23 protein-coding genes, 1 tRNA gene and 1 riboswitch are annotated in these 24829 nt (G+C 56.5%); of the genes, 15 read left to right on the forward strand and 9 right to left on the reverse strand.

The features are described from left to right. Nucleotides 1-38: 38 nt before the first annotated feature. The 3 genes from ACP5OT_RS09490 to ACP5OT_RS09500 are packed head-to-tail and all read right to left on the reverse strand — an operon-like array spanning nt 39 to nt 2907. Nucleotides 39-992, reverse strand: a complete 954-nt coding sequence (locus ACP5OT_RS09490) for a hydroxymethylglutaryl-CoA lyase (protein WP_428131973.1) — start codon at nt 990-992, stop codon at nt 39-41. Then, entirely contained in the window at nt 992-2200 is a 1209-nt protein-coding gene (locus tag ACP5OT_RS09495; protein ID WP_428111407.1) for a CaiB/BaiF CoA transferase family protein, read from the reverse strand. Before ACP5OT_RS09495 ends, ACP5OT_RS09490 begins: the two co-directional genes overlap by 1 nt. Nucleotides 2201-2205: 5 nt before the next feature. Further along, a complete protein-coding gene (locus tag ACP5OT_RS09500; RefSeq protein WP_424675649.1) occupies nt 2206-2907 on the reverse strand; it encodes a GntR family transcriptional regulator in 702 nt (233 codons plus the stop codon). A gap of 153 nt (nt 2908-3060) precedes the next feature. On the opposite strand from ACP5OT_RS09500, the gene ACP5OT_RS09505 reads away from it, so the two are divergent. Beyond that, complete coding sequence (locus tag ACP5OT_RS09505; RefSeq protein WP_424675650.1) at nt 3061-4260, forward strand: glycosyltransferase family 2 protein; 1200 nt, start codon at nt 3061-3063, stop codon at nt 4258-4260. Between the two features lie 84 nt (nt 4261-4344). Here the strand turns inward: ACP5OT_RS09505 and ACP5OT_RS09510 are convergent, their stop codons facing one another. After that, the gene (locus ACP5OT_RS09510) at nt 4345-4512 is read right to left on the reverse strand and encodes a hypothetical protein (RefSeq protein ID WP_428131975.1); all 168 of its coding nucleotides are present in this window, start codon (nt 4510-4512) and stop codon (nt 4345-4347) included. Between the two features lie 224 nt (nt 4513-4736). Here ACP5OT_RS09510 and hflX point away from each other — a divergent pair, with 224 nt between their 5' ends. Together hflX and ACP5OT_RS09520 are read left to right on the forward strand one after the other, a co-directional pair. Then, nucleotides 4737-6107, forward strand: coding sequence for a GTPase HflX (gene hflX / locus ACP5OT_RS09515; protein ID WP_424675652.1), 1371 nt, complete (start codon nt 4737-4739; stop codon nt 6105-6107). Nucleotides 6108-6564: 457 nt separating this feature from the next. Continuing rightward, nucleotides 6565-7353: an ABC transporter permease gene (locus tag ACP5OT_RS09520; RefSeq protein WP_428111400.1), complete on the forward strand. Its 789-nt coding sequence runs from the start codon at nt 6565-6567 to the stop codon at nt 7351-7353. Between the two features lie 5 nt (nt 7354-7358). Here ACP5OT_RS09520 and ACP5OT_RS09525 read toward each other — a convergent pair whose 3' ends face one another. Continuing rightward, on the reverse strand, nt 7359-8675 hold the full coding sequence (locus ACP5OT_RS09525; RefSeq protein ID WP_424675654.1) for a bifunctional folylpolyglutamate synthase/dihydrofolate synthase: 1317 nt from the start codon (nt 8673-8675) through the stop codon (nt 7359-7361). Between the two features lie 583 nt (nt 8676-9258). On the opposite strand from ACP5OT_RS09525, the gene ACP5OT_RS09530 reads away from it, so the two are divergent. From ACP5OT_RS09530 to ACP5OT_RS09555, 6 genes are all read left to right on the forward strand, one after another. Continuing rightward, nucleotides 9259-10470, forward strand: coding sequence for a DNA double-strand break repair nuclease NurA (locus ACP5OT_RS09530; RefSeq protein ID WP_428131977.1), 1212 nt, complete (start codon nt 9259-9261; stop codon nt 10468-10470). Between the two features lie 5 nt (nt 10471-10475). Continuing rightward, on the forward strand, nt 10476-11090 hold the full coding sequence (locus ACP5OT_RS09535) for an HAS-barrel domain-containing protein (protein ID WP_424675656.1): 615 nt from the start codon (nt 10476-10478) through the stop codon (nt 11088-11090). 648 nt (nt 11091-11738) lie between these two features. Continuing rightward, nucleotides 11739-12767, forward strand: coding sequence for an LLM class F420-dependent oxidoreductase (locus ACP5OT_RS09540; protein ID WP_428111395.1), 1029 nt, complete (start codon nt 11739-11741; stop codon nt 12765-12767). A gap of 1 nt (nt 12768) precedes the next feature. Next, complete coding sequence (locus ACP5OT_RS09545; protein ID WP_424675658.1) at nt 12769-13914, forward strand: pyridoxal phosphate-dependent aminotransferase; 1146 nt, start codon at nt 12769-12771, stop codon at nt 13912-13914. Between the two features lie 229 nt (nt 13915-14143). Beyond that, on the forward strand, nt 14144-15040 hold the full coding sequence (locus tag ACP5OT_RS09550; protein WP_424675659.1) for a sortase: 897 nt from the start codon (nt 14144-14146) through the stop codon (nt 15038-15040). A gap of 14 nt (nt 15041-15054) precedes the next feature. After that, nucleotides 15055-16917 (forward strand): hypothetical protein, encoded by a 1863-nt coding sequence (locus ACP5OT_RS09555; RefSeq protein ID WP_428131979.1) that lies wholly within the window; start codon nt 15055-15057, stop codon nt 16915-16917. 45 nt (nt 16918-16962) lie between these two features. On the opposite strand, the gene ACP5OT_RS09560 is transcribed toward ACP5OT_RS09555, so the two are convergent. Further along, on the reverse strand, nt 16963-17400 hold the full coding sequence (locus ACP5OT_RS09560) for a phage holin family protein (protein WP_424675661.1): 438 nt from the start codon (nt 17398-17400) through the stop codon (nt 16963-16965). Nucleotides 17401-17550: 150 nt separating this feature from the next. Between ACP5OT_RS09560 and ACP5OT_RS09565 the strand changes: the two genes are divergently transcribed. The 6 genes from ACP5OT_RS09565 to ACP5OT_RS09590 all read left to right on the forward strand — a co-directional run bounded on the left by ACP5OT_RS09565 (nt 17551) and on the right by ACP5OT_RS09590 (nt 21647). Further along, a complete protein-coding gene (locus ACP5OT_RS09565; RefSeq protein ID WP_015941820.1) occupies nt 17551-18339 on the forward strand; it encodes a class I SAM-dependent methyltransferase in 789 nt (262 codons plus the stop codon). 34 nt (nt 18340-18373) lie between these two features. Next, nucleotides 18374-18448, forward strand: a tRNA-Ile gene (locus ACP5OT_RS09570). Between the two features lie 82 nt (nt 18449-18530). Continuing rightward, nucleotides 18531-18646: riboswitch (TPP riboswitch) on the forward strand. Nucleotides 18647-18715: 69 nt separating this feature from the next. Beyond that, a complete protein-coding gene (locus ACP5OT_RS09575) occupies nt 18716-19009 on the forward strand; it encodes a thiamine-binding protein (RefSeq protein WP_015941821.1) in 294 nt (97 codons plus the stop codon). Further along, nucleotides 19002-19820 carry an ABC transporter permease gene (locus ACP5OT_RS09580; RefSeq protein ID WP_424675662.1) on the forward strand — a complete coding sequence of 273 codons (819 nt, stop codon included), beginning with the start codon at nt 19002-19004 and terminating at the stop codon, nt 19818-19820. The genes ACP5OT_RS09575 and ACP5OT_RS09580 overlap by 8 nt, the downstream gene beginning before the upstream one ends. Further along, nucleotides 19820-20815, forward strand: coding sequence for an ABC transporter substrate-binding protein (locus tag ACP5OT_RS09585; RefSeq protein WP_424675663.1), 996 nt, complete (start codon nt 19820-19822; stop codon nt 20813-20815). Before ACP5OT_RS09580 ends, ACP5OT_RS09585 begins: the two co-directional genes overlap by 1 nt. Before the next feature lie 67 nt (nt 20816-20882). After that, the gene (locus ACP5OT_RS09590) at nt 20883-21647 is read left to right on the forward strand and encodes an ABC transporter ATP-binding protein (RefSeq protein ID WP_424675664.1); all 765 of its coding nucleotides are present in this window, start codon (nt 20883-20885) and stop codon (nt 21645-21647) included. A gap of 216 nt (nt 21648-21863) precedes the next feature. Here the strand turns inward: ACP5OT_RS09590 and ACP5OT_RS09595 are convergent, their stop codons facing one another. The 3 genes from ACP5OT_RS09595 to ACP5OT_RS09605 all read right to left on the reverse strand — a co-directional run bounded on the left by ACP5OT_RS09595 (nt 21864) and on the right by ACP5OT_RS09605 (nt 24804). Continuing rightward, nucleotides 21864-22109, reverse strand: coding sequence for a hypothetical protein (locus ACP5OT_RS09595; RefSeq protein ID WP_424675665.1), 246 nt, complete (start codon nt 22107-22109; stop codon nt 21864-21866). 14 nt (nt 22110-22123) lie between these two features. Then, nucleotides 22124-23281, reverse strand: coding sequence for an NAD(P)/FAD-dependent oxidoreductase (locus tag ACP5OT_RS09600; protein WP_424675666.1), 1158 nt, complete (start codon nt 23279-23281; stop codon nt 22124-22126). A 65-nt stretch (nt 23282-23346) separates the two neighbouring features. Further along, nucleotides 23347-24804 (reverse strand): replication-associated recombination protein A, encoded by a 1458-nt coding sequence (locus ACP5OT_RS09605; RefSeq protein ID WP_424675667.1) that lies wholly within the window; start codon nt 24802-24804, stop codon nt 23347-23349. Nucleotides 24805-24829: the final 25 nt, after the last annotated feature.

Here is a 24829-nt window from a genome sequence, read left to right on the forward strand (position 1 = left end):
TTCCTCCCTATAAAACCAATCGCTCCCCGAAGAATCCGCTAGGACGTGTGGTGTGTTGCCGTAGTGACGTAGGTATAGACCGGGCCGGCCTTACCGGTGAGGGCCGGCAGTGGTCGACCGAGGGTTGTACTCAGCCAATCAGAGGTGTGCAAAAGAGTCGGCAGGTCGATCCCGGTGGGTACACCGATACCGTTGAACATGTGAACCAAATCCTCACTGGCAATATTACCGACGGCACGAGGGGCGAAGGGGCAGCCACCGATCCCACCTACCGCTGCATCGAACGAACGGAAGCCGGCCTGCCAGGCAGCAAAAGCGTTGGCATACCCGGTGTTGCGGGTATTGTGCAGGTGGATCGTGAGGGTGACATGCGGCAACCGATGCATTGCCAGTTTGCACAACTTTGCCACCTGCGTCGGCACGGCCATACCGGTGGTATCGGCGAAAATAATCTCGTTGGCACCGAGATCGACGGCGTGTTCGGCAATCGAAATGACTCGTTCAGGGGAAACGTAGCCATCGAATGGACAGCCAAACGCCGCACCGATGGCGACACCAAATGCAAGGCCGTCGTAGTAGATGCGTGAGGCGAGTTGACTAAACTCGGCTAGTGATTCGGCGGTCGTGCGTTTGAAGTTGGCCTGATTCAACCCGTCACTGGCAGCCAGCACCAAACGAACGTGACGTAGACCGGCAGCAGCCGCCAATTCGTAGCCACGTTGATTGGGAACAAGTGCGGTAAAGCGAAACGTATCGTTCGTGGTGCGCGCCGCCAGATGATAACCGCGCTCGGTGAGCAGGCGAGCAATTTCCGCAGCGCCGGCCATTTGCGGCACCTGCCGCGGATTGACAAACGACCCGATCTCAACCCGTGGCACACCGGCAGCAAGCAGGTGTTCGATCAGTTCAACCCGTGTGCTCGGATCGAGTATCTCAGGCTCATTCTGCAGGCCATCGCGCGGGGCGACATCAATAATCGTGACGGCTTCCATCAGACTACTCGCTTCGCTTGCAACGTTGCCAATTCATCCTCGCTCAACCCAAGTAGATCGACAAACACCTCGCGGTTATGCTCACCGAGTGCCGGCCCGGTCCAATCGATACCACCCGGTGTGGCCGAAAGGCGTGGAACGACATTCTGCATTTTGATCTCGCCCAATTCGGGATCGTGGACACCGATGATCGACTGACGCGCAATAAAATGGGGATCGCTCAGCATCTCTTTGGCGGTGTAGATACGACCCGCCGGGACGCCATACTCGTCCATCATGGCTTGGAGTTGATCAGCGGTGTAATTGATCGTCCACGCCGCAATCAGATCATCGAGTTCAGCTTGGTGTTCGCCGCGCGCTTGGTGAGTGGCGAAACGCGGGTTGCGGGCCAATTCGGGTTGGCCCATGGCTTGAGCAAGACGGGTGAAAATCGTATCGGCGTTAGCCCCAATCACAAACCAACCGCCATCAGCAGTGGGGTAAATATTCGAGGGAGCGACATTGGGCAAAATATTGCCGGTGCGCTCACGGATATGGCCGGTCAACTGATATTCGGGGATCATGCTCTCCATGAGGGCCAAGACCCCTTCGTAGATCCCAATATCAACGACCTGTCCCTGCCCACTACGCTGACGTTGATGAAGCGCCACGAGCGCACCCAGCGTTGCAAACGTTGCCGCCAGCGAATCACCGATACTAATACCGATGCGCGTTGGGGGGCGGTCGGGAAAGCCGGTGATCGCGCGAATACCACCCATCGCCTCACCAATGGAACCAAAACCTGCCTTATCGCGGTATGGTCCCGTCTGCCCAAATCCACTGACCCGGATCATGATCAAGCCGGGATTCAGAGCACTCAAATCTTCCCAACCCAGTCCCCATGCTTCGAGCGTACCGGGACGAAAGTTTTCGAGGACCATATCAACGTGAGGAACGATCCGTTTGACCAGTGCCTGCCCTTCGGGAGTGCGCAGATCGATGGTGATCGACTTCTTATTACGGGCCAATACCGGCCACCAGAGAGTGCGACCCTTGTAACGATGGCGGCCCCACTCCCGCATCGGGTCGCCTTTACCGGGTGGTTCAACCTTAATCACCTCAGCCCCGAAATCGGCCAGCAACTGACCACAGAACGGCCCGGCCAAAAACGCACCTAGTTCCAACACACGGATATCATCGAGTGGTCGTGGTGGACGTTGACGACTCACAATCCCTACTCCTCGCCGAACGCCGCAGTTTCTGTGCGCCGGCTCTGTAACAACACATCACGGCCATAGAAAATGTGTTCTCGCATCATTGCACGGGCACGATCGCCGTCACCCAACTTCAGTGCGGTCAAGATACTGCGGTGAAAAAAGTTGGAGATGTGGCGCTCTTCGGCGCGATACCAATAGAACGAGCGAAACTGCAAGGGGATAGCAACGATCTGGTTGAGCATCGCAATCAAGCGTTGATTACCGGCAGCTTCAGCGATGGTTTGATGAAAGATGGCGTTCTGCTCAACCAGGAAGTGAACTTCGTCTTCACGACGGTCGAAGTGCTGCTGTAACGAAGCCTCGAGTGCAGCAGCGGCGGCTTCCATCCGCTCCAACTGTGCCGCTGTGATATGCTGAGCGGCAAGATAGGCTGCGTGCCCTTCGAGCAAAGCGCGCAAATCGTACATCTCGAGCAGATCGTTGGTTGTGAAGTTCCGGGCTACCGCGCCGCGATTGGGAAAGATCTGCACCAACCCTTCGGCGGCTGCGCGCACGAGTGCCTGTCGCACCGGTGTTCGACTAACGCCAAGGTCTTGAGCCAGGCGTTCCTCAATGAGACGGGTACCGGGTGGGTAATAGCCTTCGATCAGCAACCGGCGTAGGCGCCGGTAGACGTGATCTGCGGAGGATGTATCATTAGTTGTATACAATCTGCTCATTACAATTGGGTGTAGTAGCAAAAAGATGATCGATGTCCTCAAGATGGTAAATGGATTTTCACCTATTACCATCGAATAAAACAGTTTATACAAATAAGATATATTTCTTATGCCCAAAAAGGATTGTATACAATATAGCAGATGATACGCGACATGTCAAGAGGGGAAGGAAGGACAAAAACGGTTGCCAATTGGAGTCAGTTGGGAGCAGTCTTCTATGCGTTCGATGCAGCGGTACAGGTACAGGGCGATAATTATTTAGAAGTTCTACCTATTTTGTCGCCCGCCAATCTCGATTACAATGGGAAGCGCATGCCTACTGAACAATCCGAAGTCACTACTATGTCCGACCGTCCGCCCATTTCAGTGGTTATCCCAACCTACCACGCACGTCGTTTCTTACCGGCCTGCCTCAGTGTGGTAATGGCCCAGTTGCGTCCATCCGACGAGATCGTACTGGTTGACAACCACTCACGTGATCGGGCCGGTGCGTGGGTGCGCGCGCATCTACCGACGGTACGGGTGCTTGATCTACCATACAACGCCGGTTTTGCCGGCGGGGTGAATGCCGGTATTGCTGTAGCGCGGGGCGATCTCATCCTGCTGATCAACGATGACGCACTGGCCGAGCCGGGGTGTGTGGCAGCGTTGTGGCAGGCCCTGGTGATTTCACCGGCAGCAGGGTGGGCTGCCGGCGTGTTAACCTTTAGTCGTCAACCGGATATTGTCGCCGGAGCCGGTATTCGTTTTCAGGCCGATGGTATTGCTACCGATCGTGACCTTGGTCTGCCGGTTAGCGCCTTACCATCGCAACCGCAACCGGTGTTTGGGGCGAGTGGTGGTTTAGCGTTATTACGCCGGTCAATGCTTGATGATATCGGTCTCTTCGCCGATTTTTTTAGCTATCTCGAAGACGCCGATCTGGCGTGGCGGGCGCGGTTACGTGGTTGGGAGTGTGTCTTGGCGCCGCATGCTCGTGCGCGCCATATCTATTCGGCGACGGCCGGTGTTGCTAGCCCGCTAAAGCAACGCTTGCTCGGACGTAACCGACTTCGCATGATTATCAGATGCTTACCCACGCCGTTGCTGGTAGCCTGTTTGCCGTCGATCCTCGCCTACGATGGTATGGTTATCGCCTACGCTGCTTTGCGCCGCCAACCGGCACTCATCGCCGGGCGGCTGATGGCTCTGGCCGAAGTGCCAATGCTCTTGCGCCAACGTCGCGTTATTCAGGATCGGCGCACGGCTACCATTCCTGCACTCGCACGCTGGATTGAGCCGCCGGCTGGCCCGTTGACGACGTGGCGCCTACAACGCCGACTTGCCAGACTAACGCAACCGGCTACAACTTAATGGGTTCTAGACAAAGCGGGTGGTCACCGACCACCCGCTCCGGTATCACGTTGTATCTTACGGCGCTACGCCGTTGGGGCTGTGCTATTTGCGCCCTATGGTATTGATGAGGCGTTGCCATAATCGGTACCACCACGAGCGCTGACGGCGGAGGCGACGCGCTTCGCGCACCAGTCGTTCGTGTTCGGCATCACAGATTAGATCACGCTGATGCACTACCGCAGCCGTCAACGCAAGCCACGTGTCGTTCATGCCTACCCTCCTCTGTCGTAGAGCGACGCAGCGACCTCATCGTCTAGCGTCGGAATGCAAGCCAGAGGATGATACCTCTTGCTTCATACCATTTACAGTGTATAATAGATACTACTGATTGTGCGAAAAATAACAATTACTAACGGTTGTCACTCTATCACCAGCCCGGCACATGCTTGAAGTGACCGGGTGAGCGTGCTACAATATAAATGCGTATGGTCCGAATGCTTGCACGGTCAAAGGAGACTGCCATTAACGAGATCCGCACTCACGACGGAAAACGCCTTTATTCCACGACAATGCCGCGCCGGCGGGCTTTGCTGGTCGGTGCCGAAGTCGCCAGTTTTCGTAGCCCATGGCCGGTAGAGGATTCACTTGACGAATTGGCCCTCCTCGCCAAGACGGCCGATCTGGAAGTGGTCGGTCGGGTTTTTCAACGTTTACCCGAGCCGCAACCCAAGTTTTTTATCGGTCCCGGTAAAGTGAAAGAGGTGGCGGCACTGCGCGAGCAGACGCAAGCCGATCTCATCGTGTTCGATGATGAACTCAGTCCGGCCCAGATCCGTAATCTGGAAGAGGAGTTACAAACGCAAGTTATTGACCGTACTGCGTTGATCCTCGATATTTTTGCCCGTCACGCTCGCACTCATGAGGGGCGCTTGCAGGTTGAATTGGCCCAGTATCAGTACCTTTTGCCGCGTCTGCGCCGACAGTGGACGCACCTTGAGCGACAGACCGGTACCAGTGGTGGTACTTCAGCCGGTGGTATGGTCGGTCTGCGCGGCCCCGGTGAGACGCAGCTCGAAATTGACCGCCGCTTGATCGAACGCCGGATCGCGTGGCTGAAAGAGCAATTAGCCGATGTTCACCGTCACCGCGAGTTGTACCGTCAGCGTCGGCGTCAGACCGGTGTACCGATTATCGCACTGGTCGGCTATACCAACGCCGGCAAGAGTACCTTACTCAACGCGATGACCGGCGCCGATGTGTTGGCGGAAGATAAGCTGTTTGCTACCCTCGATCCGACTACGCGGCAGGTATTGTTGCCCGGTAATACCGTTGCGCTGATGACCGATACCGTCGGTTTTATCCAAAAATTACCACCCCAACTGATCGCTGCGTTTCGGGCTACTCTTGAAGAAATTGAGGAAGCCGATCTGTTGTTGCACGTGGTTGATGTGACCCATCGTAATGCTCAAGAGCATGCGCAGACGGTTGAGCGGACTCTCCGCGAGCTAAAGGTCGATTATAAGCCGATCTTGACGGTCCTCAACAAGATCGATTTGCTCGAGGGTGCAACTGCTGAGGGTATTGACCAGATCGCTGCTGAGATGGGTCTGCCCGGTGATATTGTAGCCGTGTCAGCCCAGCGCGGCTGGGGGTTGCAGACGCTTGGTGAGCGGATTGTGGCGACGTTGGCGCAACGCATGGTGCGGGTTGATGCGTTGATCCCCTACCAGCGTAACGACCTCGTTGCGCTCTGGCGACAGCGTGGTGTGATCGAAGTTGAGGAATTCGGTAGCGACGGTGCGCATATCGTTGGCCGACTGCCGCCGGCATTGGCGCCGCAGTTTGCCCGCTTTGCACGGGCGTAGGGTTGTGATAGGTATCTCAGCTCGTTATCATACAGCAATGCGACGGTAGCCCTGCCTGGTTGCGGGGCTACTGTCGCATGTAAAGACCCGCATTGGCCTACTCTCGTGTCCTGGTTTTCTAACGTCGTTGAGTGATCGTGTGTCGCGTCCATCGTTCCTTACCCTCAAGGACGCAATGCGCACTACCGTACTGCTATCGTCTCCCGTATTCCAGCGCCGATGTGGTGATGTTATGGTGGGATGCTCGGTAAGTGTTTGTGCGCCTTGTCAAGTGATGTCATTCCGCTCCGAATCTTCCGCGGCGAGGGGGATCGATGCTGTACCGTCTGTTGCTGCTCGGTGAGGTGTGTCGGTGCTGGCAGTCGCGCATGTCACAACGGTGTGCGTTTTTCTCTTCTGGTACAATACCTGCAATGCGTCTTCATCATTGGTCACGTATCACGAGAATATACGTCCTATGCTCCGCTACCTTCGCCTGTTTGCCCTCTTTGCTCACAATAGCTTACAAATCGCCCTCGAGTATCGAGTCAATTTTGTCACTGCGCTGTTTCAGAGCACCTTGTGGCTCGTATGGGGTGTGCTCGGTACGCTCGTGTTCTTCCAGTTTAGCGGCACGCTCGGCGGCTGGACGTTGCCGCAGGCGTTGCTGGTCGTCGGTCTCTTTCGTATCTTCGAGGGCTTGATCGATGGTATTATGCGCCCCAACATTACCCGCATCGTCGAACATATTCAGAAAGGGACACTCGATTTTGTGTTGGTCAAGCCGGTTGATAGCCAGTTTATGGCGTCACTGCGCCAGATTAATCTGCTCGTGTTGCCCGATCTCCTCACCGGTTTAGGCCTGATCGGTTACGGGCTTTGGCTTGGTGATATGTGGCCCACTCCCGTGCAACTGCTTGCCTTTCTCTTTTTGCTCGGCTGCGGCATCGTAACGGCCTACGCCATCTGGATGCTCCTGGTGACGACGGCTTTCTGGTTGGTGCAGGTCGAGAATGTCACCGAACTGCTCACTGCTATCTATGAGACGGGGCGTTTTCCGGTAACGGTCTATAGCCCGACGATCCGATTGGTTTTGACGTTTATCATCCCAATCGCCTTCCTCACCACCTTCCCGGCGGCGGCACTCATCGGTCTGCTGGATCCGCTCTACCTTGCGCTCGCGCCGATAGTCGCCGGTGTGTTACTCCTGGCGTCGCGCTTGTTTTGGCGTGTTGGACTACGCTCATACACGAGCGCCTCATCATAACCAATCTAATCTGCCACCGCCAATCCCAACGCCTCGCGTGCTGCACCGGCTACAAACAGCGAGCCGGTAACGCAGATCAGGTCATCGGGACCGGCTAAGGTGCGTGCTGTCGCAATCGCTTCGGCCACGATAGGTACGATGGTGATGGGCGCACTCGTGAACGGTTCGACCTCAGTCGCGATGCGGTCGAGGTCCATCGCTTTGGGATGGCTCGAACGGGTAATGATGATGTGATCGGCGTGCGGAGCGAGTGCGGCAGCGATGGCAGCAATATCTTTATCGCGCGATGTACCGAGCACGAGAATAAACCGGTGATGTGGTAATTCTTGCTCGATAGCCTGCCACAACTTTGCTGCCGAATCACCGTTGTGGGCGCCATCGATCAAGATGCGCGGTGGGCCGTCGATCAACTCAAACCGTCCCGGCCACCACGCTGCGGCTAACCCGCGCCGGATCGCTGCATCGTCAATCGCAATCCCCTGCCCGCGCAACAGCAACGCCGCTCCCATCGCCAACCGCGCATTTTCTCGTTGGAACGTGCCGTGCAACTTGCCCGGCTGCGGCGGCGCTGGATAAGCTAACGGCTGTCCGTCTGCCAGCCACGGCTCCACTGCCGCCTCAGCGGCCAGCCAGAGCGGCGCGCCAACCGTCTGCGCTTCAGCGACGAAGACCGCTGCCGCCTCAACGTGCTGCGGTACCGTGATTGCCGGTTGGCCGGCGCGGATAATACCAGCTTTGTTGTAGGCAATGTCGCGCAACGTTGGCCCCAGTATCGCCATGTGGTCATAGCTGATCGAGGAAATCACCGCGACCAGTGGTGTGATCGTCGCCGCCGCGTCATACCTTCCGCCCAAACCAACCTCGACGACGGCCAGATCGACCTGTTTGGCGACAAAATGGCGCATCGCCATCACAAAACCAATATCGAACGTGCTAGGCCGGCCATAGGTCGCTACGTCAAACCCCTCTACCACCGGTAACACTGCATTGACCAACTCGATCAGCGTCTGCTGACTAATCGGCTCACGGTCAATCTGGATCCGTTCGCGGTACGAACTGAGGTGCGGCGATGTCCACAACCCCACCTTCAACCCAGCGGCACGCGCCATGGCTTCAATCATCGCGCACGTACTGCCCTTGCCTTTGGTACCGGCTACCACGACGGCACGTAATTGTTGGTGTGGGTTGCCGGCATCGCGTAATAATGCGGTAATTCGATCTAGTCCGCGTTGGGCAATAGAGGGATCGGGCGATCCTTGGCGGGTGGGGTCGATGAAACTGTAGATGTAGTCTAGTGCCGCTTGGTAGGTCGTGATGGACATAGCCAACCCTGAATCGTAACGTCGCGCATCGCCGGCGAGGGCTGATGGGCGACGGATGGATGCCGTTGGTGTATGATACCATTGCTAGGCAAAGGTTGAGGATGGGCAGGCAAGGGTGAACGTAGAGCCGTTGTCTTACAATGGCTCTACGCGCAGGGGCTATTGTGTGTACGTGGCTAGCGTGCAGTCATCGGGATGAACGTAGTGTAGATGTTCAGTTTGCGCGCTTGCGGCAACCCGGTTGAGAATACCGCCGAAGTGTTTCCCGATGTAGCAAGGACAGCGTAGCTAGGCAATATTCTAAAATGATGATATTTGTGTAGTAGCGCTGGAGCTATGCAAGCTGCGCATGCAGTCTGCTTATGGTGATGGTTGCGCGTGAGTTGCCTGCATGTTGAGTGGGGCGTCGGTTATCTCGCAAACGGTATGGTGCAAGCTGGAAGTGCGATCGCTCGCACAGCACACTCTCGGTATATCGAACATTGCACCTTTACCGTAACGTTCTCCTTTGCCCACGTACATTGACAGACCGTACCGGATCATCTATCCTAAACAATACGAACAGGTGAGCGAAGGAGTCGGCATGAGTCTTAATCTCGCTGCGCTCGGTAAACAGGTTCGTGTGATGAGCCAGACCGTTGCCCGTGAAGCGCGACAGCGTGATCAGCGTCTTGATGAGGTGCGCCAACGCTATCTGGCCGGGGTCGGTCAGGAAGATACATGGCATACCGCGGTTGAGTTAAGTTCACCATCGTTCAACTGGCTATTGGCCGATCCGGTGGAGGCGCTCGATACGGTAGGCGATTTGCCACCTATACCCAACGACTATGCAATCGTGGCGACCGATGGCTCGCATCTCGATGTCGACCGCCACGGTGAGGTTGATTGTTACTTGATCAACATTGGGCAGGTCTATATCCGGTATGGAACCAACCCAGAAGCTCGGCTCGAATCGCTACCGCGCCTCTTCTTTACCGAAGATGAGCTATTTTTGACTGATGACACGCGCCGCATTCCCATTGAAGGTGCGGTGCTGAGTATGCGGCGTGATGTTGAGGAAGGATTAGCGTTGGCACGATTAGCCGCCGACTATCTGACCGATCCGAACCTTCCACGTGTAGCATTACAAGATGGTACCTTGATTCGATGGGCGTTGGCGAATGCCGACGCGAAAGTACGCGATCACTTTTTGCAGCAGTATTTGGCATATCTCGACCAGATGCAGAAGCTAGCCATCCCGGTTGCTTCGTACATCAGTCGCAGTCGCTCGCCAGAGGTGATGGGGTTGGTCCGGTTGATGCTGTGCCCTGATGTGAATGTCAAAGCGCAGCGCGGGGCAAATTGTACCCAATGTAGTGATGCCAAACAGGGACTCACCCCGTCGTGTATGGTGTGCCAAGACTTGATCGACGCCGATCTGTTTGCGCCGCGTTTGCGTGAAGGTCAGCGCAGTCCTATTTTTCGCTCGCTGAGCCGGATTAGCGTTGAGCGGTACGAACATCACCAGATTCACTTCTTTTTCTTGCGGGTCGGGCGCGAGCTGGCCCGTGTCGAGCTACCCGGTTGGGTGGCGAGCCAGCCGGCATGGGTCAATCAGGTGCATGCGTTGGTCTACGATCAAGCGGCGCGCGGCCTGGGCTATCCGATTGCCTTGCAGCGTGCTCACGAACAAGCGGTGATTCGCAGCGCCGAGCGGCGCATGTTCGAGCAGATGGTCTCTGGTGCGATCCAGCGCGCCGAAGCGCCGGCTGGCGTTTCGGCCAAGCGCGAGAGTAAGCAGTTTGTGCAGGGATGATACTCATGACGATGCCGCAAAATGGCCGGATCGGTGAAATTATCGAGTCTTCGACGACTCAGTTTGTCGCTGCGACATACGAATTGTTGGCTGCGCCGCCGTTTGGCGCGTTGGTGCGGGCCACGACTCGTGATACCAATATGCAGGTCTATGGACTGGTCTACGATATTCATACCGGCAGCCGCGAACCGGGTGGTCGGGCGATTGTGCGTGGCCGTACCTACAGCGGGCGCAATCTGTACGACGACCAAATCTACCGCGAACATCCCGATCTCGGCGAGGTGCTGCAAACCGAGTTCGCTGCACTGACGGTCGGTTACACCCTCGATGGGCGTTTGTTTCAACGCCTGCCGCCCCAGCCGCCACCGGTTCACTATTCAGTCTATCCTTGTACCGATGCTGAACTGGTTATGTTCGGCGAGCAACTCGATTTTTTGCGCACCGTTTTGCTCGCTCCCGGGGTGCCGTCGGATGAACTGTTGGCCGTGTCCGTCCGCGCGATCGCATTGGCCCGCCGTGATGGCCCTGCCTATCTGGTGCGGGTTGGCCGTGAATTGGCCCGGCTGCTCAAAGAGGATTATGACCGTTTGACGGCGCTGCTGCATCAGATTAGGCCGTAAACGACGAACGCAACGGTATCGTCGCAGCGCCCGGTGGCTGATCTTGCGATGTGGAGTGAGGAGCCGCTTCTCGCTTGTCATTGCGAGCCGAGCGGTCGGGGCCGAGCACCGCTCGGCCCGCCGCGAGGCGAAGCAATCTCCCCCAAGAGCGGGATTCTATTACTCATCGAAAACGTATCATTTGTGCATCGTTTCGTAGCAGTATCTGCCCTCCCAACCCTTCCTTCGTTGTGGGATGAGTGATAAAGAGCCACCAAAACACCCAAACCGCGCAAAACGACCCTCTTAGATGTTGGGTCTTTTGTGGCGCTTGACAGTTCTTCACTCTCAGCCCGCGTCGCCAGTTTCGCAACCGTAGCAGCCCTTCGGGGCCATGTGGTCACCATCCTTCGGTGCTTGCTCTACGGAATGCGGCAATGGTAGAGGTCTTGCGCAAGGTAGCCAACTTGCGCTGTGGCGTGCGGCATAGGAATAACCATAAAAACACCTAAAGCTCGCAAAAAGCCAAGATTCTATGTCTTTTGTGACTCTTGGCGGCTCTTCACCCTCAGCCCGCGTCGCGAGTTTCGCACCCGTAGTGGCCTGCACCTCTTGCCCTAACATCTGCTATCATATCCATTCAGAAGCCGATCTGTCACGGAGAACATTATGCTCTTGCTCGATGCCGCTTTTCAGGTTGATGCCAATCCCTTGCCGAACGCCGCCGCCGTGGCCCAAGCTGCCGAGGCGATTGGCTTTGCTGCGCTTTGGGCACCGGAGACAGCCCACAACCCCTTTCTCCCCCTCACAATTGCTGCCGAACATACGCGGCGGCTTACTATCGGTACGGCGGTGGCAATCGCTTTTCCACGTAGCCCAATGGTGACGGCTCAGATTGCGTGGGATCTGGCCGGTTTTAGTGGCGGGCGGTTTGTGTTGGGGTTAGGCACACAGGTGAAGGCCCATATCGAACGACGTTTTAGCAGCGTCTGGGATTCGCCGGTAGGCCGGTTGCGCGACTACATCGATGCGCTCCGTGCCATCTGGCAGTGTTGGCAGACTGGCAGCAAGCTCGATTATCGCGGACAATACTATCAACATACGTTGATGACACCTTTCTTTAGTCCTGGCCCGATCGATCATCCGCAGATCCCAATTTATATCGCCGGTGTGAATACCGGTCTTGCCCATCTGGCCGGTGAGATATGCGATGGCTTCCACGCCCATCCACTCTCAAGTGCCCGTTATTTGCGCGAAGTTTTGCGCCCGCAGATTACCGCCGGAGCTGTGGCTGCCGGTCGCGATCCGGCGGCGTGTATCATCGCCGGAAGTGCTTTAGTGATTACCGGACATAATGCCACCGAACGCGCCCGCATGCGCGCCTTCGTGCGTCAGCAAATTGCCTTTTATGCCTCGACACCGACCTACCGCACTGTGCTTGAATGCCATGGCTGGGGTGAGGTTGGCGAAGAGTTGTCGCGCTTGGCGGCGCAGCAGCGGTGGGCCGAGATGACTGCACTGATCGACGAAACAATGATGGCGACCTTTGCTGTGGAAGCCGATCCGGCCGATCTGCCAGCGGCGTTGCGGGAACGGTACGAGGGTTTGCTCGACCGGGTTGCACTCTATCTGCCGTTTGTGCCCGGTGAACGTGATGCGTTTTGGCGTCATCTCGCTGTTTCGCTGAATGGTGCGTAGGATGGCCGGCGTTTTTACCCAGCTTGATTTGTCACCCAATCGGTTGGAGGTAGCCCGGCAAGCGTGTGCAGCACGCGGCGATCTGATCGATCTAACAAGCAGTAACCCGACAACCCAAGGGTTGCTCTTTCCACCGGAGGTATTGGCAACTGCTGCCGCTAAATACTGGACAACTCGCTGTTACCGACCTGATCCTCACGGTGATTTGGCAGCACGCGAGGCAATTGTCGCGTATTACGCACGGCGTACGCCACCGTTGGTTCTCACGCCCAACGATATTTTCCTGACGGCCAGCACGAGCGAGGCCTATAGTCTGCTCTTTGCTTTACTCGCCGATCCGGGTGATAACCTCCTCGTACCGAATGTGACCTACCCACTGTTTGAATATCTGGCTGCGCTCCGTAATCTGGAATTGCGTAGCTATCAACTCGATGAAGACCGGGATTGGCAGATCAACCAACGCTCGTTGCGTCGCGCGGTTGATGACCGAACACGCGCAATTTTGATCGTCTCACCACATAACCCCACCGGCGCAATTGTCGAACATTCGCTGACAACCCTTGATCTGCTCGGTGTACCTATCATCTGTGATGAGGTCTTTGCTCCATTTACGTATGCAGCACCTTCGACTCCGCCGTTGGCGGCCCTCCATCCCGATCTGCCGGTATTTACCCTGAACGGTATCTCAAAATTGTTCGCTTTACCCGACCTCAAATTGGGATGGATTGCACTTAACCGACCTGCGCGCGCTTTTGCTGCACGGCTAGAGCTGCTTAACGATACGTTGCTTGGGGCAAATGCGCTCAGCCAGTTCCTCTTGCCGACCCTCTTCGCTGCCGGTGAAGCGTTTGTTTCAGCGATGGTTGAACGGGTGCGCACGAATCTGACCTTTGCCCTGCAACGGTTCGCCGATCACCACCGTATCCATGCCCGTCCTCCTGCCGGTGGTTATTATCTCTTTCCTTCCATCAGCGGCTGGGATGATGAAGAGGCGCTCGCTCTCTATCTCCTTGAACAGGGCGTCTTTGTCCATCCTGGTTATTTCTACGGTGATGTTCCCGGCTGTCATATTATGCTGTCGGCGCTGACCGAACCACACGTCTTTGTTGCCGGGGTAGAACGTCTCTGTGTGGCCCTGACCGGATAATACTTGACCGCGTGTTTGCATGGTAGATAGCCATAGTTGCCTATTGCAGAGCATTCTAGCCTCGGCTATAATGCTTGCAATCGAATGGATGGAATGCATATTTGTGTGCTAATCATGCGGAATATGTCGTTTTTCAAACCGAAAAGGTTGTAATGCCGCTTGCGATACAGCGAGATTCTCAACCGAGTGTACCATTCTGTTCACGAGCAGAGTCAGTAACAGTACGACGATGACCACATCTTCGCAGCAACGCTCCTCTCCCCGCTGGTTGGCTGTATCGTCGGAACAGCCGATCAGTGATCGCGATTTGCTGCAACACCTCCTGTTACAAGAAATCCCGGCTCGGCGCCATCCGCTGCGTCCGGCACAGTTACGTTCACGCACGGTGCAGCGTGAACAGGCACTACGCGGCTTCTTGCAGCGCACCTGGGTTGATCGAGTACTGCTCGTCACCGAAGTCATCCTCTTTATCGCGATGGTTGCAGTCTTTGCATACTGGCTGATCGATGGCTACGGGCGTGATTGGTGGCGAGCATGGATAGCACAAACCCAACCTGAGGTGCTTGCACCGACAATACCGATCCCACCGGCTCCGGTCGCTCCACCGGCGGCTGCACCTCATCTTCCTGCCTTGCCCTTTACGAAATCTGAATTGGCCGTCGAACCACCAGATTATCTTGCGCCACAAACGCATGTTCAACCCTTACCCAAAACCGATCCCCGACCGCAACGGTTGCGTATCCCCGCGATCCAATTGGATACACCTGTCTACGAGGTCTTTGTGGTCGATGGTGCGTGGCAGGTGGCCGAGTATGCTGCCGGCTACCATCACGGCACAGCTTTGCCGGGAACGACAGGTAACACCGTGTTGTCGGGTCACGCCGGTTTGCGCGGGGCGGTGTTTCGTAATCTACCGGCACTTAAGGTTGGTGATGAGATTGTGCTCGAAACAGGTAGTTGGCAGTACCGCTACCGTGTCCGTGAATTGCGCAATGTTTGGCCAACGCAGGTGGAGGTGATGGATCCGACTCCATCACCCGTTCTCACCTTGATTACCTGCACCAACTGGGATACGCAACGCCTGATCGTCATTGCCGATCTGGTCGACTCGCGCCCGCTCAGTTGAGGCAAGGAGGCTGTATGCCACCAAAACCGTCGCACTCTGCCAAGTTACCCCCTGGTCGCGGTCGTGCTCCGGCACCGTGGACGATCTGGGAACTTATGGCGATTGCGGTGAGTGTCTTGATGATTGTGGTACCTCTCTCGTTCGAGGTGCTGAATTGGTTGCTCCCGCCGGTTGTGCCGGCGCAGGGGCTGATGGCTGTGACTGAAACGACTGTTAGCCTTGAACAGCGCCCACCAACGTTTACACCGGTAAATTCACCCACGCCAGGAACGGTAACCCCGGTGACGCCGACGGTGGATACACCGACCGCGGTGACGCCGACGGTAAATACACCGACCGCGGTGACGCCGACGGTGGATACACCGACCGCGGTGACGCCGACGGTAAATACACCGACCGCGGTGACGCCGACGGTAAATACACCGACACCGTCACCTACCCCTGGTATCACCCGCGTGAACAAGTTTGCTTCATTAAGTACAGCGGCGCCCGGTCAACCGTTTAGCTATAGTCTTGCCGTGACGACCCAAAGTGATAGTACGCTTACCCTGACGCTACGTGATGTACTAGCACCTGAGCTTGAAGTACTCAACGTATCGGCGGTAGGAGGATCGTGCTTTTTGGGTCAGACGGTGCTCTGCACGCTAAACGTTAGTAGTCTTAATCCGGCATCAGTAACGATACAGGTACGGGTAGGTTCATCGGTCAGCGAGGGAACGGTTATTCCTAATCAAGCGACACTTGAACAGGGTAGTTTGCGGATCGGTGTTTCAAATGTTGTCAATGTCACGGTTGCCGGATCAGCACAGCCCACTCCAGAACCAACGTCTGCAACCCCAACCCTCACGGCAACCCCAACCCCAACGGTGCCTACTACCCCAACATTGGTGACGGCTATCCCGCCAACGGTGGTTGTAACCAACACTCCGGTACCGTCTACCCCACGGCCAACATCTCCGCCACGACCTCCGGCGCCTCCTGAGCCTACTCCAACAGCATCACCCGTACCACCGCCGCCCACTGCTCCTCCACCGGTGTTACCGACGGAGCCGCCATCACCGGCGCCGGTCGTCACGGTTGTGCCTCGCCCAACAGCAACGCCGCGTCCTCGTCCGCCGGTACCGCCAACCAATACGCCGACACCGGAGGTGTCGCCAACTCCAACCGAGCCACCTGCACCGGCTGTGTTCGGTGAGTCTGATCTGCTCTTGCGGCTATCGAGTGATTGGGGAAGTGTTTATGCCGGTCAGGACGTGGTCTTTACGGTAATCTTGGGCAACTCGCATCCATCTCAAACGATCAGCACTGTCAATGTTCGCAGCGTTATGCCGGCGAACTTGCAGGTGTTGAATGCCAATGCAAGTCGCGGGGCCGATCCGGTGATCAACGGGCGGATAGTAACCTACGTTGCACCTGATCTCGCCCCCCGTGAGCGGGTAGAGTTGACCATTGCAACCCGTGTCCAGCCTAACGTGGCAGTGGGTACGCTCCTTGTGGTTCAAGCGCAGGCGAATTATAGCGGGTTGAGTCGGCCGGTCTTTTCCAATATCAGTACCGTGTTGGTGGTCGGATCACAGCAGGTGGCGACGGCTACTCCGACGTTGTCACCAACGATCGGTCGAACGCCGGTAGTGACGAGTAGCCCGACGGTGACGGCAACGGTGACGGTAATTGCTTCGGTGACGGTGACGCCGATGACGGGTGGCACGGTGACCGCTACCACCATACCTGTACCACCGGCGGCAGGTGGTCAAAGCGGTAGTCAAGCACCGCTACCGAATACGAGTGCCGGGATACCCTTCCTTGGTGTGTTATTGCTGGGTGCTACCTTGCTAACCCGCACGATACGGCTCCATCGCGCTCGTGAACGGATTTGAGGCCATTATTCGTCGCTAGGGGTACGGGCGTCACTGTACCCCTCCTTACTCCCTTGGCCGACGCTCAACCACGATCCGAAATTGGACATCGCCGGCAAGGTATTGCAAGGTCGTGCTGACGAGCGAGATAACCACGCCACCAAAAAAGGCCGGCCAGAAGCCATTAACCACGAAATTGATACCAAGCTGGTCGGCGAGTGCTGACGTTAATCCTAACAGCAGCGCATTGATCACCAAGCCAAACAAACCGAGGGTCAAAATAACGAGCGGGCAGGTCAGGAAGTAAAGCAGGGGCCGTAGCAGAGCGTTAAGCAGCCCAAACAGCAGAGCTACTACCCCAATCTGCCAGCCCGGCCCGCTAAACTCGATCCCCGGTACGATCCAGACCGCAGCAAAGATTGCCAGCGAGTAGATGAGCCATCGCAGAAACAGTCGGCTCAATTCGCTTCGTTGTGGGGTTGACGACTGAGAAGGTGGAAACATTCCTCGGCTCCTTCCTATCAAACCGGCGCGCGATACCCGACTCGCCGATCTGTCACGAGTATGATACTATACGGCGCGGCATAATGAGGTAGACCGCCGTTACCGTGTAAGCGATGATGTGCAACTTCTTATTACATAGACGAACAAACCATGACGAAAGTTGATGAATCAGCTCTTTTTGCGCGGGTGGCCCAGAGCGCGCGTGCCGATGGTAAAGAGGCCTACTTCCGCTTACATCGCCATCGCTTCGCCGCAATGTTGCGAGCAATGGGGCCGGCGCATGGCGCGCATGTACTTGAAGTCGGTGTCACTCCGGGCCAGTTTACCGAATTATTAGTTGGCGCCGGTTTTCGAGTCAGTGGGGCCGATCTCGACCCTCTTACCCGCAAAGCGCTCTGGGATCGGTTAGGGGTCGAAGTACGGCGGGTTCATCTTGAGCGCGAACCGCTGCCCTATCCTGATGCCGGCTTTGATTGGGTGATCTTTTCAGAAGTGATCGAGCACATGGTCTATTCGCCCCTGCCGATCTTACGTGAGTTTTACCGCGTCCTTCGACCCGGTGGTCGTGTGCTGATTACGACACCCAATGAGCTGTATCTCAAAAGTCGGGCGCGGGCGATTGTCCGCATGCTGTTGTGGCAGAGCTTGAGTACCCGTGAAGAGTTTCGCCATCAAATGTTGCTTGAGGGCGAGGCGCGCTATACCACCCATAGCCGCACGTACACCATGGACGAGCTGACGTGGCTTGTTGAGCAAGCCGGTTTTCGCATTGCGCTCAAGCGGTTTGAATCACCGTGGGAGCGAGTCGGTCTCGAAGCCGGCCGGCTGTTCCGCGCTCCTCATCGTGTGCTCGCCAAGGCGCTCTTCTTCGTCCTTACGACGGCCATCCCACCAACCCGCTCAATGCTGTTGGTAGTTGGGCAAAAACCGATGAGTTGACGACAATCCTTGCTCTTCGCTATAATAAGGCAGCGGGCCGCTAGCTCAACGGCAGAGCAATCGGCTCATAACCGACAGGTTCTCGGTTCGAATCCGAGGCGGCCCACCAGAAGCGACCGGCACTAGCCGGTCGTTGTTGTCTGGCGCTTGACAAGCGCTTAACTTCCTTCTATCATTACCAACACAACTTCATATGTAGCGAGGGGTGCCGGGAGAGCCTGGCTGAGAGTGCGGCCCAACTGATGCCGCTAACCCTTTGAACCTGATCTGGGTTATGCCAGCGGAGGGATTGCTAAGTGATGTGACGTACCGTCGCTTCCATTCGCTGGGGCGGCGGTTTTTTGTTGTTAGATGATCGTATGTTAAGGAGGAACGTATGCCCGCAGTTACCGTCAGTTTCGAGGTTCTGCCCGCCGGTTTGCCCGATAAAGCTACGACCTATGCCGCTGTTGATGCCGCGATTGCGGTAGTGGCCGAAAGTGGCTTGACGTACCGTGTCTGTCCAATGGAAACGACCATTGAAGGTGATTACGATACGATTATGGCCGTGATTAAACGGGCGCAAGACGCTGTACTGGCCGCCGGTGCTAGCCGGGTCTTTACCCTGATCAAGGTTGATTACGATCCCAACGGTTCGTCGATTGCCGAAAAGTTGGCGAAGTATGAGTGAAGAGGCTTCTGCTCCTATTACTCCTCCAACCCGGCCGTTGTCGGTGCAGGTAACGTGGCGGATTCGATTGGCTGAATACGGACCGCCGACTCTCCTCGTGGTTGGCTTATTGCTCCTTTGGGAGGGACTGGTCTGGTTTTGGGCTGTACCGGTCTGGTTGCTGCCACCACCGTCTCGGATTGTGACTACGCTCTTGAGCAGCTTGCCGGTGTTGGTCGAACATACCTTGGCTACCCTTACCGTGACTATCCCCGGCTTCGCACTGGCATTGGTGACCGGTTTTGGGCTGGGCGTGGCCCTCGATGCCTCGCCGTTGCTCCGTCGCGCCCTTTATCCGCTACTGGTAACATCTCAGACGGTGCCGATTGTTGCGATTGCACCGTTATTGGTGGTGGGTTTTGGGTTCGGTCTTTTACCCAAGATGTTGGTCGTCGCTCTGATTACCTTCTTCCCGATTGTGGTCAATACAATTGATGGCTTGCAAAGCGCCGACCGCGATCAGCGCCGTCTCCTTGAGGCGATGGGTGCTACCTACTGGCAACTGCTTCGCTTGCTCCGTTTGCGTGCAGCGCTGCCAATGATCTTTACCGGGATCAAAGTCGCGATTACCTACAGTGTTATCGGTGCAGTCTTGGCCGAATGGATTGGGGCTAGCGCTGGGTTGGGCGTGTACATCGCCCGTTCGTTACGCGCTTTTCGCACCGATCAGGTTTTTGTCGCGGCATTAGTAACCTCGTTACTCACGGTTGCCCTCTTTTCGTTGGTGAGTTTGCTTGAACGCTGGATCGTGTTTTGGAAGGGAGAACACTAATGCACAGATGGTTTTTGCTGACCCTGGTCATCCTGCTGACCGCCTGTGGCGGTGGTGCCGCTACGCCGACAACGTCGACCCAAGCTCCTCTCACCAAAGTGCGGGTGGGACTGGATTGGACGCCGAATACCAACCATACCGGCTTGTACGTTGCTCAGGCGAAAGGCTACTATGCCCAGCAAGGCTTAGAGGTTGAGATCCTCGGCGCACAAGAGGGGGGGACTGTCGAGCAGTTGGTGGCAACGGGCCGCCTCGATTTTGGTATTTCGTATCAGGAAGGCGTAACTCAGGCTCGGGTCGAGGGCGTACCGATTGTCTCGATTGCTGCGATTATTCAGCACAATACGAGTGGTTTTGCCAGCCGTGCTGAAGAGGGCATCACTAGCCCGCGCGATTTTATCGGTAAAAAGTATGGTGCATTCGGTTCGCCCGTCGAACAAGCAGTGATTAAGGGGTTGCTCGAATGCGCTGGAGTTGGCGATCAATTCGATCAGGTGCAGTTCGTTGACATCGGCAGCTCCGATTTCTTTGTCGCGACCGAGCGTGATGAAGTGGATTTTGTCTGGATCTTTAAGGGTTGGACGGGAATCGAGGCTGAGGTGCGGGGCGTGCCACTCAACATTGTGATGATGAATGATCTCCAGTGCATTCCCGATTACTATACGCCCGTGCTCATCACCGGTGAGAAGCTCATTGCCGAACAACCCGATCTTGTGCGACGCTTCCTCGCTGCCACGAGCGCCGGGTATCGCTTTGCCATTGAGCAACCGGGTGAAGCAGCCGATATTTTGCTCAAAGCTGCGCCTGAACTCGATGCCGAACTTGTCCGGCGTAGTCAGCAATATCTGGCCGGTCAGTATCAGGCCGAGGCAGCACGCTGGGGCGAGCAGAAGCTTGAAGTCTGGCGTGCCTACGCACAGTGGATGGCCGATCGTAACCTGATCGCTCGCATGATCGAGCCGGAAAAGGCGTTTACCAACGATTTCTTGCCGTAGCCGTGTCAAGACGTGAAAACGATCTTCTGCCCGGTGCGTTTTCGCGTCTTGCCATCACAATACATATATGTCAACGCTCGAACTTCGTGCAATTAGTAAGACCTTCGCATCGCCAACCGGTCCGGTTCAGGTGCTCGACCGGTTGAGTATGCAGGCCGCGGCAGGCGAGTTTGTCGCCGTTATTGGTCCGAGCGGGAGTGGAAAAACGACTCTCTTCAACATCATTGCCGGTCTTGAATCGCCTGATGCCGGTGCAGTGCTGATCGACGGAATTGAGGTGACCGGTCGGCGCGGGCAGGTGGCGTATATGCCGCAACGTGATGCGCTGTTGCCGTGGCTGTCGGTGATCGAGAATGCGGTGTTGGCGACGGTTGTGCAGGGCGGCGATGTCGCGGCGGCCCGCCGCGAGGCGCGTGCGTTGCTGGCCGATTTCGGCTTGCAAGGCTGGGGCGATGCCCGCCCTGCTCTTTTGTCAGGTGGGATGCGTCAGCGCGCCGCTTTTTTACGCACCGTCCTCTGGCATCGCCCGATTATGCTGCTCGACGAACCTTTTGGTGCGCTCGATGCACTTACCCGCGCTCAGTTGCAGCAATGGCTGCTGACGCTCTGGGATCGGTTGGATCGCACCGTCGTGCTCGTTACCCACGACATTGACGAGGCGATCATTCTCGCCGATCGTATCTATGTCCTCACGCCACGCCCGGCGCGGATCGCGTTGGAAGTACGGGTCGATCTACCACGACCGCGCTCGTATGCCCTCGTCACCGACCCAGCATTTGCGCGGCTCAAACGGCAGTTGCAGCAAGTGTTGATGGACGGTGAGCGACGATGAGATGAACATAAGCCGAGGCTGCGATTATGCCGTCACCGGCTAGATGATCCTCTAAATCTTACGCAGGCCACAGAGACAGCATCGTGGTGGTACTGTAATCGCCCCGCCTCCGCCCTTGTGACTGCAAGGACGTGAGCGGGGCGGTTCTTTTGCCCTCCGAACCGGTTGATCTACTCAGCAGAATCCCCACATGAGGCCTTCGTCATCCCCGCTCACCTACTCCTCTGGCGGGAGCGAGGTCGTAATGTCATACACTAATACCTGCACATCGAGACCCTCATTAGTCAGTAGGGAGATGGTAAACTCGTTCGTCGCATTCTTGATCGCCTGTTCGTCAGCAGCAGGGGCATACGCGCGAATGCTCGCCTCCTCGGTTGACACGCGCGTCACTCTTGTCACCGCAGTGGGGCTAGCCGCAGCAATTCGGCGCTGGATTTCGGCGATGGCTTCATCAAGTGTCATGGTTCATCACCTCATTAGATAACATTGAATTCGGATGCGAGTTGACCGCGGCGGAACCGGTCGATCCGCAGCTCGTCGATATTGATAGTGTGTGCCCGTCCATCGATCACCTCTTCGGCGATCAGCAGACCGGTAGCCGGAGCGTGCATAATGCCATGGCCACTAAAGCCGCTGGCATCAATATAGCCTTCAAGGTCGGGGTGTCGACCAAGGATGGGGTTATGATCCGGGGTGATTTCGTATAGCCCGGCCCAACACTGTTGCTCGGCTAACCCTGCCGACTCAAGGATTGGGAAGCGATAGATGCCGGCTTCTATCACTGCTTCTAGCCATTCCCAATCGACGTTCGTGTTGGTACTACTTGGCTCGTTAGGTTTCGAGCGGCCCATCAAAATACTCTGACCTTCGCGTCGCATATAGAAACCGGTGGCAACGTCAATTGTGAGTGGAATCGGTGCATTGATGACCGGGAAGGGGGTGGTCATATAGACGTTACGACGGTATGGTCGCACCGGTAGATCGAGACCGGCCAACGCCGCGACTTCACCGGCCCATGGCCCGGCACAGTTGATCACGATCTCACAGCCAATGGTACCGGCTGGCGTTTCAACTGCCGTGACTCGCCCACTATTGATGTGGAATCCGATGGCCGGTGTACTACGGCGCAGACGCACACCGTGACGTTGTGCTGCGCGCAGATAGCCGAGCGCGATTCCATAGGGATCGCAGTAACCGTCGTCAGGGCCAAATGTTGCGCCAATGAGGTCGTCGATCCGCATCCTTGGGATAAAGCGAGCTGCTTCGTCAGGGGTAAGTACCTCAACCCGCACTCCTAGCTCGCGTTGCATCGCGACATTATGCATATATTGCGCCCATGTCGCCTCGTCGTTAATCAAAAATAAGTAACCGACTTGGTGTAGTTCGGCGTGACCACCCACCTCTTTCTCAAAGTGGCGCAACCGTTCGATACTATAGCGCGACAGTAACACGTTAGTACGTGATGAGAATTGGTGACGCACGCCGGCTGCCGAGCGAGCAGTGCTTCCGCTAATTTCGGTTTCTTCGCGTTCAAGGATGATCACATCGCGCAGACCACGTTCGGCCAGATGAAAGGCAATACTGGCGCCGATCACGCCTGCACCGATAATGACGACGTGTGCTCGGTCAATCATACCTTTGTTCCTTGTCAGGAAACAGCTTATCGTGCGGCACAATAACATCGTGCCGCTGCGAAACCCTAAAAGGTAGTTCGTTTACCACGCCGCCGTGGCGATGTCTCCGCCGGCGGCGCCTGAGGTTCTTCACCGGGCGCTAACTCCTCGGGTGGTGCCGGTGCTGGCGGTTCCGGTTGCGACCGACGTTCCTCGCGCCACGCCAATCGTTCACGGGCGACCGCTTCAAAACCGCGGTTAGTCGGTTCATAGTAGATTCGACCAACCAGATTTGGTGGCAGATGCTCTTGATCCGACCGACCTTCCGGCAAATCGTGCGCATATTCGTAGCCCCGTCCGTAGCCCAATCGTTTCATCAACTCCGTTGGTGCATTACGTAAATGGAGCGGTACCGGCTCGTTGCGGGTTTCGGCTACGTCACGTTGCACCGCATTGTACGCGCGGTAGAGGGCGTTGCTCTTCGGCGCGAGGCAAAGGTAGACCACCGCTTGCGCTAGCGCTAACTCCCCTTCCGGTTGACCGAGAAAATGTACTGCTTGCTGTGCTGCAATCGCCTGCGGTAACGCTTGTGGATCGGCCAATCCCACATCTTCAACCGCAATCCGTACCAGCCGGCGGGCAATATAGAGTGGATCTTCACCGCCATCGAGCATACGACCCAACCAATACAGTGCACCGTCGGGATCGCTGTCACGTATGCTTTTGTGTAACGCCGAGATAGCATCGTAATGCAACTCACCACGTTTATCGTAGCGCACAGCTCGGCTTTGCAAGGCGTCGCGAATATCATCAACCGTGATCAGCCGAGTCTCGCCGATGGCCGGTGGCTTCGAGCGGGCCGCTGCCTCGAGCGCGTTCAGTGCAGTTCGCGCATCACCATTTGACATATTGATAAGATATTTACGCGCATCGCTCGCCAGCATGATCTTCAGATCGCCTAGACCACGCTCACGGTCGCTCAGTGCCCGGTCGATCAATATGCCGATCTCTTCATCGGTCAACGCTTCAAGCGTGAAGATGCGCGCTCGCGAGAGTAAGGCTGCATTCACTTCAAACGAAGGGTTCTCGGTTGTCGCGCCGATCAGAATGATCGTGCCATCCTCTACGTAAGGGAGGATAGCGTCTTGCTGGCTCTTGTTGAAGCGATGGATTTCGTCGATAAAGACGACCGTGCGTTGTTGGAACATGCCTAGCCGATCTTTAGCCTCTTGCACGACCCGCCGCAGATCGTTGACCCCAGCACTCACTGCGCTCAACGGCTCGAAGTGGGCATTGGTACTACTTGCGATAATCTGAGCTAGTGTGGTCTTGCCACTCCCCGGCGGCCCCCACAGGATCAGCGAAAAGAGCTGATCGTTGGCAATTGCCCGTCGCAGCAGTTTACCCTCACCGATGATATGCGTCTGCCCGACGAATTCGTCGAGCGTGCGTGGGCGCATCCGTGCCGCGAGTGGCGCTTGTTGCTGCAACGTCTGTTGACGTTGCGCGTCAAATAGAGTTGGGCCTCGTGATTTAGACGGCATATGCAACGGTTTGTTGAGCCGGTTG

The sequence above is a fragment of the Chloroflexus sp. genome, assembly GCF_049970315.1.
GTDB lineage: Bacteria > Chloroflexota > Chloroflexia > Chloroflexales > Chloroflexaceae > Chloroflexus.